The organism is Shewanella marina JCM 15074, from assembly GCF_000614975.1.
GTDB lineage: Bacteria > Pseudomonadota > Gammaproteobacteria > Enterobacterales > Shewanellaceae > Shewanella > Shewanella marina.
The window spans coordinates 24,710-36,034 of the sequence record NZ_BALM01000018.1; the positions used below are offsets into that span (position 1 = coordinate 24,710).

An 11,325-nucleotide genomic window follows, 5' to 3' on the forward strand; every position below is an offset into this window, starting at 1 on the left:
GGCCTCTATTCAATAACACGGCGAAATGGCGGTAATGCATCAAGCAATGACTTACCATATCGTTTACTGACTAAGCGTCGATCCAAAATGGTTACTCTGCCATAATCTTGCTCTTTTCGCAGCAAACGGCCACAACTTTGGATTAACTTACGTGAAGCATCTGGGATGGTAAGTTGTAAAAAAGGATTGCCGCCTTTAATTTTTATATACTCTGCATGGGCTTGCTCAACGGGTGACGTTGGTACAGCAAAGGGCAGTTTAGTGACGATTAAGTTGGTTAAGTAGTCTCCTGGTAAATCGAGACCTTCAGAGAAACTCCCTGTACCGAAAATAATACTGTCTTGGTGCGCATCACAGCGCTTTTTGTGTTCTTCAAGAATTTGCTGTCTTGAGGCTGTCCCCTGAATGAGTGGTTTGACCGCTAATTTGCCTTCAACTAAATCGGCTACTTTTTCCATTTGCCAATATGATGCAAATAATACCAATGTAGCTGTTTCACCTTCGATCAGTTCAATTATTTTTTTAGCGAGCTCGGCCGTGTATTCATCATCAGTCGGCTCTGTGCTCATTTTAGGCAAAAATAATGTCGCATTATTTGCGTAATCAAATGGTGATTGTAGCGCAAGGTAACGGCTACCATCGTTGAGTGATAGTCCCACTTGATGGGTAAAGTGATCGAATTTATTTAATGCTCGTAAAGTGGCACTGCATAATACGACTCCGGCGGCTTTTTCCCACAGCATTTTTTCTAGCATAAAGCCAACTTCAATTGGCGAGGCACTGAATAGGTAATCAACCTGTTTGCCCGTTATCATCTCAATCCATCTTGCGGTTGGCGCGCCTTTAGCGTTATCTTCCTTGGCCATCATTTTCCACAATTTTTGTAGATTTTCTAAGCGTTGTAGCATAAAGCCTGTTTCTGACATTAATAGTTCAGCTTGGTGTTTAGGGATATCACCATCTTTTATTGCTTCAGCTAAAATGGCTGAGACTTTATTAAACTGTTTGACTGCCGCATTAGTTGCTGTCGCTAAGTTTTGAGCTGGTAGCCTAAGCACATCGGGCAGTTTTCCATGCTCAAATCGACAACGGTTTTCTGGATTTGCAAACAGTTTGGGTTGGGTATCACAAAAGTGAGCGACCTGTTCAAGTTGACCCGTTACATCACCAATGTGATCTATCATGGCTTGTACTGGGCCTACCACCATGGTTGATTTTATCTGCTGCTGTAATTTATTACAGGTTTTAACCATCGCTTCTAACCAACCTATAGCACCGCGTAATGTTGCTTGCGCACTGGAAAAGTCTCTGGCGACTATCGGTAGGTGATGAGCTTCGTCAATGACATAAAATGAATCTTCAGGTTCTGGTAAAATAATACCGCCACCGAGCTCTAAATCTGCAAATAATAGGCTGTGGTTAACAATTAATACATCCCATGTATCCAGCTCATCACGGGCGTGATGAAAGGGGCAATGACGATGATTAGCGAGCTGTTTATGGCACGAGTGTTTATCACAACATATCTGTTGCCATAAAAAATCAGGAATAGGTTCTTTTAGTGTGTCTAATTCACCATTCCAACGACCATGATGAAAATCATCGTATAGGGTTTTTAATAGTTCAATTTGGGTATTATCTGGCTTAGTTTGCCACATCGCCATTTGGCTTGAATCTTGTTGGCTGCCAATTAAAATTTCAAGTTTTGAAAGGCACACATAACGCTGGCGCCCTTTAACTAGGCCAAATTTGAAGTCTAATGCTGAATGTTGCAGAAAAAAGGGCAGATCTTGATGTAATAACTGTTCCTGCAGGGCAACGGTTGCAGTTGCGATAATGACTTTCTTTTTCGATGCTAAGGCAAGTGGAATTGCACCTAAAATATAGGAGAGTGATTTACCAATACCAGTGCCTGCTTCGACGACAATAATACGTCTATGCTTATCATATTCGCCGGCTAAAGTTTTAGATATCTCTGCGACCATATAATTTTGCTCACGACGTGAACGAAAGTTAGGTAATGCCGCAGCAATATTCTTATAAATAGTACGAATTTGAGTTTTAACGTTATCTGTCAGCATGCATAGAAAAAGTAATAAAAAACTGCTGTACATAATAACAGGTATGTTAGTCTGACGGAACTGAAGTTGATCATAAATATTCGCTTATGATTTTTCTGGTATTGAGTAGGACGGCGACGCCTAAATTAACAAACAAAGGAAGGTAACGATATGACTGAAATTCTTCAACATGCGATTACGGTATTTTTAGGCTATTTTGCCATTATGAATCCAGTAGCAAATACTGCAGTTTTCGTTGGCTTAACGGCTAACATGCCTGATCTGCGCCGTCGACAAACTGCATACAAGGCACTGTTTACCTCGTTTATGATCGTATTGGTGTTTGCATTGCTGGGGAATATGATTTTTCATTTGTTTGGTATTACTTTACCTGCACTGCGGATTGCAGGCGGTATTTTAGTATTTATGATTGGTTATCAAATGTTGCATGGCGAAAGTTCTAAAATGCATGAGGCTGACGACGATGCAAACTCTGGTGATATTGCTATTTCTCCCCTTGCCGTTCCGCTTTTGGCTGGTCCGGGAACCATTGCGACATCAATGAATTTTGCGGCTGAAAGTGGCTGGTATATGCCGATTATTACTGTCGCTATGTTTGCTTGTTTATGTATCATCACTTGGTTTTGTTTTATTTTTGGCCCGAATATTATCAGGATTATTGGTGATAATGGCTTAAATATTGTGACTCGATTGATGGGGTTAATTCTTGCTGTTATTGGCTGCCAGATGGTCATAGATGGTGCAACAACTGTGTTTCATTAACGGAAAAATTTGAGTTTGTAGTATGAGTGGTAACCAGAAAATATCTGATTTAAAACAGCTTGAGCAAATTTCTGGCCGAATTTTATCAAGACATTATCGACAAGAGCGTGATGGTTTAGTGTTTCAATATTATGTGGCGACCACTCATGGCAATGCTCTTGTCGAAATACCGCAACAGCAACATATCTGTTTTTGCCATGTTACGGATTTAGCCATGGTAAGAAGCTGGTATCTTAATATTTTAATTCGTGATGTTGGGCTTAAATCATTTAATCTACATAGCGTCGTTGCGATATATTGCAGCCATACCAGTACCTTTCGGCAACTCATTAAACGTGCTGCCGAAGCTGATATTGAGTTATTTGAAACTGAAGTTAAACCGCAGCAACGTTATTTAACGGAGCGATTTATTGCATTAGATGCCACATTTTTGGGGAATTGGTGCACGATTAATCATACTCAAATATTTGTCGCGCAAAAAGCCAAAGCAGCAGAACTCAATATTGAACTCTCCGTTGTGTCATTAGATATAGAATGTAGTCGTGATCAGTCTTTGTACTCTATTGGTTTATATAGCGAGTCGCAACAAACTGTACTCATGGTAGGGGAGCCTGAACCTGCTTGTGATACCGATATTATTTGGTTTAATGATGAATTAGCCTTGTTAAAAGGGTTAGTTGCTTGGTTTGAACAATATGATCCCGATGTCATTATTGGTTGGGCTGTGGTCAATTTTGATTTGGCACTGCTATATAAACGAGCTGAACAATACCGTTTTCCACTTGCTTTAGGGCGCAACGGTCGTTTACTGAAGTGGAAAGTTGAAAATAAATTTAGACCTGAAACCTTGGACTTAGCCGGACGAGTAGTTTTAGATGGCATTGATTGGCTCAAGGCTGCATTTTATCAATTTGAGTATTTTTCGTTAGATTTTGTCGCTAAGCAATTATTAAATGAAGGTAAAGCGATTGAAAATGTGGCTAATCGGCAGCAAGAAATAGTTGATTTATATTTAAATGATAAAGCCCAATTAGCTTTTTATAATCTCACGGATTGTCGATTGGTTTGGGATATTTTTAAACAAACGGATTTATTGGCCTTTGCCCAAGTAAGAGCTCAATTAACTGGACTAGAATTAGGTCGCGTAGGCGCATCTGTTGAAGCATTTAACCGACTTTATCTACCGCATTTACATCGAGCTGGATTTATAGCCCCCAATCTAACGAAGAATTTTATACATGAAAGCCCCGGTGGCTATGTTATGGATTCAATCCCTGGTTTATATAACAATATTTTAGTGTTGGATTTTAAGAGTCTTTATCCCTCAATCATTCGTACTTTTTTAATTGATCCGAAAGGGTTGATTACCGGAGATTGTTTGATTGATGAACAAATTGTTACTGGCTTTCTTGGTGCAAGGTTTGACCGTAATCAGCCTATACTTCCAGATTTAGTCACGAAACTGGCCCTTAAGCGTGAACAAGCAAAGAGCGGAGATAATGGCCCGTTATCTCAAGCAATAAAGATTATAATGAACTCATTATATGGAGTACTCGGTTCATCTGGCTGTGTCTTTCATGATGCAAGGTTAGCCAGTTCAATTACGATGCGTGGTCACGAAATTATGAAAATGACTCGTTATTGGATTGAACAGTTAGGCTATAAAGTTATCTATGGCGATACTGATTCAACATTTGTTTGGCTCGAACAAATACAAGATATCGACATTGATCAATTAGCGAATTCTATCGTTGAGCATATTAATTTGTGTTGGCAGCAGCATATTAAAACAGAATATAACTTGGAGAGTTTTCTAGAATTAGAATATGAGCGTCACTATTCTCAGTTTTATATGCCTACTTTAAGAGGCTCTTCACAAGGTTCTAAAAAAAGATACGTTGGGGCTTATTCAAATGAAAATGGTCAACTTAATTTAGTGTTTAAAGGTATGGAGCAGGTACGTAGTGATTGGACGCCCCTTGCTCGAAATTTACAGTATCAATTATTTGAGGCCTTATTTAAGCAACAATCGGTAGTTGATGTCATTGAACAGGTGTTAGCCCAGTTATGGGCTAAAGAGCTCGATTCACAATTAGTGTTCAGTAAGAGGTTAAGACGTCCTATTGAACATTATAAGGTGAAAGCGACACCACATGTAAAAGCTGCTTGGCAACTTTATGAACAAACGGGTAATCGAGAATATTTACGTTCGGGTACCCATATTAAGTATGTATACACACTTGCAGGAGTCCAAGCATTAGCGGTTCAAACTAGTACTATTGATTATCAGCATTATATTGATAAACAATTAAAACCTATATATGAACCTATTTTGAAATTGTTAGAGCAACAACATTCAATTAATGGTAATTCGCAATTACTCCTTCTTTAATAGATTTTATCATTCTTGCTAGCGAACTCTGATATCAAAGACTATGTTTAGTTAATGCTAATTATGGTGTGTTGATGAGGTTTCGTTATCAAGGAATTTGTTATGAAAAAAATGATTTATGCATTATCAACAATAGGGCTTGCTTGCGCCTTTAATGCTAATGCTATTGAGGTTTATAAATCTGACAAAAACACAGTATCAATCGGTGGTGATGTTAGTGTTATTTTACAAAATGTTGATCATCAAGGAACGACAACCATTGAAGATAATACTTCAAAAATAAATTTTGGCTTTACTCATAAGCTTCCTGATGACTGGCAAGTAGCTGCATTTTTTGAATGGGCAATAAATGTGGTCGGTAAAGCAAATCTCGCGATTGCTGATGGCATTATTGCAGCAGATGAAGACAGTGATTATTTAACTAATCGACAAGGTTATATTCAGGTTAGTCATGATACATACGGTTCGCTCACATTAGGTAAGCAATGGGGCGTTTGGTATGACGTTGTTGGCCCAACAGATAATGAAGAAGTCTGGGGCGGTGAAGCTACAGGTGCCTATACCTATGATGGTGATGGTGGTGTAGATGGAACCGGCCGGGCTGATAAAGCAATTGTTTATCGTAATCAATTTGGGCAAATAAGCATAGGCTTACAGGCACAGCTAAAGCAAGATTCATTTCAAACCGAAACAAATATATTTGATGATCAACCCGTCGCGGCAACAGAAGTCAATTTCAATGATTCATATGGTGCGTCTATCGCTTATGCATTTAATCAAAACTTATCTGTCACTGCAGGTTTTAATCATGCCGAGTTTGAGGCTGCTACTGGTAGCGTTACCTACTTTTCTGATACAGACTATATTTATGGTATAGGCGTTGCCTATGGGCAGTGGGGCAATGATGGTTGGTATGCCGCCGCGAGCATTAATAAAAATCAATATCATGAGTTAGATAATGTTGGTCGACTTATTCCAGAATCAAAAGCACTTTCAACCCTGTTTTATTACCAATTTGACAATGGGTTACGTCCGATTTTTTCTTATGATGTAGTCGATGCAGATGATAGCTATAGTGCTTTATATAACGGTGATGACTTCGTTAAAAAGCTAGCAATAGTGGGATTACATTATGTATGGGATGAATCAACCTTGTTATTTATTGAGGGGCGTTTAGATTATAGTGATTTCGACGGCTCGCAAGAAACCGCATCAAAAGCTGTTGACGCTGATGCAATCGCACTTGGTATCGAATACGACTTTTAGAGGGAAACAATAACTGTTAGTGACATTTAGATGCTTTCATATTATTTGAATAATTCACCCTTGCAGGTTAATACCTGCAAGGGTGTTGTTTTTATAAACGAATGTATGAATTAGAATTAATGAATCAGAGCTAAAAGTGTTACCTGTGTATCATTTTGTATCTTTCGGTGTTGATAATCTTGCAGCAAGGACAATTTCCACAGGAAGTGTGATTATGTTTGCCGAAAGAGGTTTTTGATACATGAAACAAAAATTATTAGTATCTACTATTGCAGCATTATTTGTTGCGCCTAGTGCATTCGCACTTCCTGTTTATCATGACGATATCAATTCTATCAATATTGGTGGTCAAGCTAACGTAGTGGCTCAAAGCGTTAATGGCGCAGGTACATCAACAATTGCAAACAACGCATCTCGTATTACCATCGATGCGCAACATAAATTAACTAATGGCTGGAAAGCGTTTACTACATTAGAGTGGGGCGTTAATATTACAGGCCAACAAGATATCTCTTTAAATGGTGGTCAAAATAATATTACGGCTACTGAAGATAGTGAGTTTTTATCAAATCGTTTAGGTTTTGTCGGTTTATCTCATGACAAATACGGTACTATCACGTTAGGTAAACAGTGGGGTGTTTGGTATGACGTAGTAGGTAATACTGACAATACTGAATACTGGGGCGGCGGCGCAACTGGCGCTTATACTTTTGGTGGTGACGGTGGTATTGATGGTACCGGTCGTGCTGATAAAGCAATTCAATATCGTAACACTTTTGGAAATTTGAGTATTGGTTTACAAGGCCAGTTAAAGCAGGATAGTGTTGATACTAACTTATCTTTACAAGAGATGGTTAATCCTAAAACTGCTAAAGTAACGGATCCGAAAGTACGTGTTGAAATCAATAACTCATTTGGTTTGTCTGCTAAATATCAAGTAACGGATAACGTTACTGTCGCTGCGGGCTATAACCGTGCAGATATTACCGCAACTGAAATTAATGGTACTAAGTCAATGTCTGGTACTGATTATATCTATGGTGTGAATGCAACATACGGTACATTCAGTAAAGGCCTATTTGCTTCATTAAGTGTGAATAAAAACCAAAACCATGAAGTTGATAATATAGGCCGTTTGATTCCTCAAGCCACTGATGTGTCAGCATTTACCTCATATACATTTGAAAATGGCATTCGCCCAATTGTTTCATATGAGCAAGTTGATGCAAGTCATCATTATCAGGATCAATACGGTGAGAAATTTAATCGTCGATTATTGATTGCTGGTTTACAATACGCTTGGGATTCTTCAATTACACTTTATTCAGAAGCACGTTTTGACTTAAGTAATTATGACAATGCAGTTGGTAATAAAGAACAAATGAAACAAGCTGATGAAAATGCTGTAGCTGTAGGTTTACAGTACGTATTCTAATATAGACTAAATATCAAAACCGAGGTTAATCCTCGGTTTTGCTTTATAAAATTAAGCATTCGCTAATAATTCTCAACTACTTACCTTGTAAGATACATCAAAATGGTTATTTTTAATGTGTAAAATACTACACATTAAAAGATTATCATTCTAAACCCCAAGACAAATCACTCCTTTAAAAGTTCAATATTAGTTGCACCTAAATATGATTAACTGTTGATACAGGTGTTGCAACTTTGTTTTCTTTGTGTTTTATTGATGCTAACTGATTCATTTGTTGCTAGTTTGTAATTAAATAAATCAGTACAAATTGAAGCAAATATAATAATGAGCAAAGACTCCTGGGAGACGAAAGATGTATAACAATAGTTTACTGACACGTTCTGTACGCTACGCCCTAATGACAGGTGCTGCAGCTGCGGCATTTACTACACCAGCTGTATATGCTGCAGAAGGTGATGAAATTGAACGCATTGAAGTTACGGGTTCAAGTATCAAACGTACAGATATGGAAGGAGCATTACCTGTAACAGTAATTACTTCTGAAGACATTACTCGTTCAGGCGCCATCGATACTGCCGAATTAATTCAACAATTGCCATCAATGCAGGGTTTTGCTGTTGCCGCCGATTCTGTTGGCGGAGGAGGTGGTAGTTTACAAACCGCTTCTATACATGATTTAGGTGCATCATATACACTTGTATTAGTTAATGGTCGGCGTATTGCCCCATCAACTTCTGGTAGTACAATTGATCTAGGTAGTATTCCTCTAGCAGCCATTGAAAGAGTGGAAGTTCTTACGGATGGTGCTTCTGCCTTGTATGGTTCAGATGCAATTGCTGGTGTTGTTAATTTTATATTAAAAGATAACTTTCAAGGGGCTGAATTAAGCGCAAGATATGACAAGCCACAGGAAACTGGTGGTGAAAGTTGGAATGGGAGCATGACTTTCGGTTTTGGTGATGTTGACACTGATGGCTACAATGTCATGTTATCGTATACTCACGATGAGCAAGAGCAATTAGCGTCTAAGGATCGTGATTTTGCGAAAACGGGTATGATTCCATTCCAAAATAATGGACAAGACTATTTTTTCTTTAATGGTTCTGGAAATGCTATTCCAGCAAATGCACGCGTAAGAGAGGCTGGGGGGGACTGGAGAGCATTTAATCCATATCTGGCTACTAATGGTTCATGTGCTGAAAATAATTCTCAAGTAGGTGCAAATTGTTTCTTCGACTATACAAGTACGATTGAGATTGTACCTGAAAGTTCAAGAGATACCGTTTTTTTAAATGCTCAGTTTGAAATCAATGATGAGATGAAACTTTATGCTGAGGCAATTTATGCTAAAAATAGCATGACAACTAGGATTGCTCCATATCCGACTGGTTACTTCCCACTACCAGCATCATCAGATCTAGTATCAACATATATTGTGCCACATTTAACTGATGCTGAAAAAGCTGCATATGATGCAGGTAACTTAGATGTCAATGCTAGATGGCGTGCTCTTCCTGCGGGTAACCGTACTACAGAATATGATACAACAGCAGTTCATTTAGTTACAGGGCTTGAAGGTAACTTCGGTGAATTTGATTATGATTTTGGACTATTTTATTCATCAAATGATAGAGATCAAGATTACCCTACTGGTTGGTTAATTAGAGATAAATTTGTTGATGTTGTTAGTTCTGGTGCTGTGAACGTATTTGTTCCAGGAAGTGAATTGGATGCTGCTAGTGCTGAAGCTCTTGCTCCTGCAATTTATCATGGAAATTGGAATACGACAAAAGTTGAGGTTTCTGGTTTAGATTTTAAAGGGTCATTACCTGTATTTGAAATGCCAGCAGGGGAAGCCTATTTAGGCTTTGGTGGCGATTATAGAATGACATCTTATAAACGAGATATATCAGAAGCAAATAAAAATGCTGAGTTGCTTTTCTTATCGACAGGTGACGTATATGACTTAGAAAGAGATAGTTACGGTGGTTTTGTTGAATTAGTTGTACCTGTGATTGAAGATTTAGAAATCACAGCCTCAGGTCGCTACGATGCTATTGGTGGTGTCGATGATAAAATTAACGGCTTTACTGTTAATGATACTCTTGATGATTTCACATACAAGTTGAGTGCCCGTTACCAGGTAACAGACGAGTTACTTTTGAGAGCGTCTTACGGTACTGGCTTTAAAGCTCCATCTATGTTGGGTATTGCTCAGCCTCGTCAAGAGTCTGGTGTGACTAGCGATAGTTATGCTTGTCCATTCCCGTCAGGAGATCCTTTAGCTCAGTATTGTTTATCAGGACGAAGCCAGTATTCTGTATTTACGCAAGGCTATGCTAATTTAAAACCTGAAACATCAGAGCAATATTCAGTAGGTTTTGTATATGCTCCTGATTCTAACTTTAGCATAACAATTGACTACTGGAATGTTGAGATGGAAGACCAAGTTTCATCTCTAAGTGAAGCACAAATTTTTGGTAATCCAGCCCTTTATAGAGATTTATTTACAACTAAGAGAAATTTAGCTACTAATGAAGATGAGCTTGCAATTATTCAAGCTGATGTGAATATTGGTAAATCTAAAAATAGTGGTATAGATTGGGATGTTCGTAATAATTATGAACTAGGTTGGGGTGATTTAAGTACTTACTTTGTTGGTACTTATATGATGGAAAGTGAATATACCTTACCAGGTACTGATGATGTATTTGTATCTAGCATGGGTAAGTTTGGTGAAAATAATTCGGTAACTTTCCGTGTTATTAGTCAGATTGGTGCCACTTTGACTACTGGCGACTTCCAAAATACTTTAATAGCTAAATACCGTTCAGGATATCAAGATCAATTCCAATCTAAAGGTGGTTGTGCAGTAGTAACATACACAAATGGTGTATTAGGTGACTGTGTTGATATTCAATTACGTGTACCATCTTATACAACATTTAATTATCAAGGTCGTTATTTTGTAAATGATAATTTATCTGTTATGGCTGGTGTAAATAATTTATTTGATAAGGCTCCAGCATTATCGTTAAGAGGTGGTGGTTCTGGTCACCAAGTTGGTTATGATCCTCGTTATACTGATTCGTACGGTAGAACTTATTATATCCAAGCTGATTATAAATTTTAACTTATAGAAAAATTATTAATAGTTGTTTAAAACACCAAGTGCGAGCTTGGTGTTTTTGTTTATAAATCGCTAAATAAAAGGATTAGACATAATTTATTTATGAGACTTTCCTCATATCCTCCACACTTGGCACTTGTTTTGCCTATCTTGAATCGCTTACCTTAAATGCAATTGAGAATTACTCCATTATTATTGTTTGTGAAATGTGTAAAAAAAGCCCTTCAAAACTAAATATGTATATAAAGCTGTGAAA

General features: G+C 38.0%; 6 protein-coding genes. 5 read left to right on the forward strand and 1 reads right to left on the reverse strand.

The features are described 5' to 3' along the window. Nucleotides 1-5: 5 nt before the first annotated feature. On the reverse strand, nt 6-2,081 hold the full coding sequence (gene dinG, locus JCM15074_RS13670; RefSeq protein WP_025821703.1) for an ATP-dependent DNA helicase DinG: 2,076 nt from the start codon (nt 2,079-2,081) through the stop codon (nt 6-8). 150 nt (nt 2,082-2,231) lie between these two features. Between dinG and JCM15074_RS13675 the strand changes: the two genes are divergently transcribed. From JCM15074_RS13675 to JCM15074_RS13695, 5 genes are all read left to right on the forward strand, one after another. Next, a complete protein-coding gene (locus tag JCM15074_RS13675) occupies nt 2,232-2,843 on the forward strand; it encodes a MarC family protein (protein WP_025821704.1) in 612 nt (203 codons plus the stop codon). A 22-nt stretch (nt 2,844-2,865) separates the two neighbouring features. Next, a complete protein-coding gene (locus JCM15074_RS13680) occupies nt 2,866-5,235 on the forward strand; it encodes a DNA polymerase II (RefSeq protein WP_025821705.1) in 2,370 nt (789 codons plus the stop codon). Between the two features lie 102 nt (nt 5,236-5,337). Continuing rightward, a complete protein-coding gene (locus tag JCM15074_RS13685; RefSeq protein WP_025821706.1) occupies nt 5,338-6,501 on the forward strand; it encodes a porin in 1,164 nt (387 codons plus the stop codon). Nucleotides 6,502-6,742: 241 nt separating this feature from the next. Further along, on the forward strand, nt 6,743-7,936 hold the full coding sequence (locus JCM15074_RS13690; protein ID WP_025821707.1) for a porin: 1,194 nt from the start codon (nt 6,743-6,745) through the stop codon (nt 7,934-7,936). 355 nt (nt 7,937-8,291) lie between these two features. Beyond that, the gene (locus JCM15074_RS13695) at nt 8,292-11,072 is read left to right on the forward strand and encodes a TonB-dependent receptor (RefSeq protein ID WP_025821708.1); all 2,781 of its coding nucleotides are present in this window, start codon (nt 8,292-8,294) and stop codon (nt 11,070-11,072) included. The last annotated feature ends 253 nt before the right edge of the window (nt 11,073-11,325 follow it).

Coding starts and splice junctions, on each gene's coding strand:
- dinG (WP_025821703.1), bottom strand. CDS start 2,081: ATGCTGACAGATAACGTTAAAACTCAAATTCGTACTATTTATAAGAAT.
- JCM15074_RS13685 (WP_025821706.1), top strand. CDS start 5,338: ATGAAAAAAATGATTTATGCATTATCAACAATAGGGCTTGCTTGCGCC.
- JCM15074_RS13675 (WP_025821704.1), top strand. CDS start 2,232: ATGACTGAAATTCTTCAACATGCGATTACGGTATTTTTAGGCTATTTT.
- JCM15074_RS13680 (WP_025821705.1), top strand. CDS start 2,866: ATGAGTGGTAACCAGAAAATATCTGATTTAAAACAGCTTGAGCAAATT.
- JCM15074_RS13690 (WP_025821707.1), top strand. CDS start 6,743: ATGAAACAAAAATTATTAGTATCTACTATTGCAGCATTATTTGTTGCG.
- JCM15074_RS13695 (WP_025821708.1), top strand. CDS start 8,292: ATGTATAACAATAGTTTACTGACACGTTCTGTACGCTACGCCCTAATG.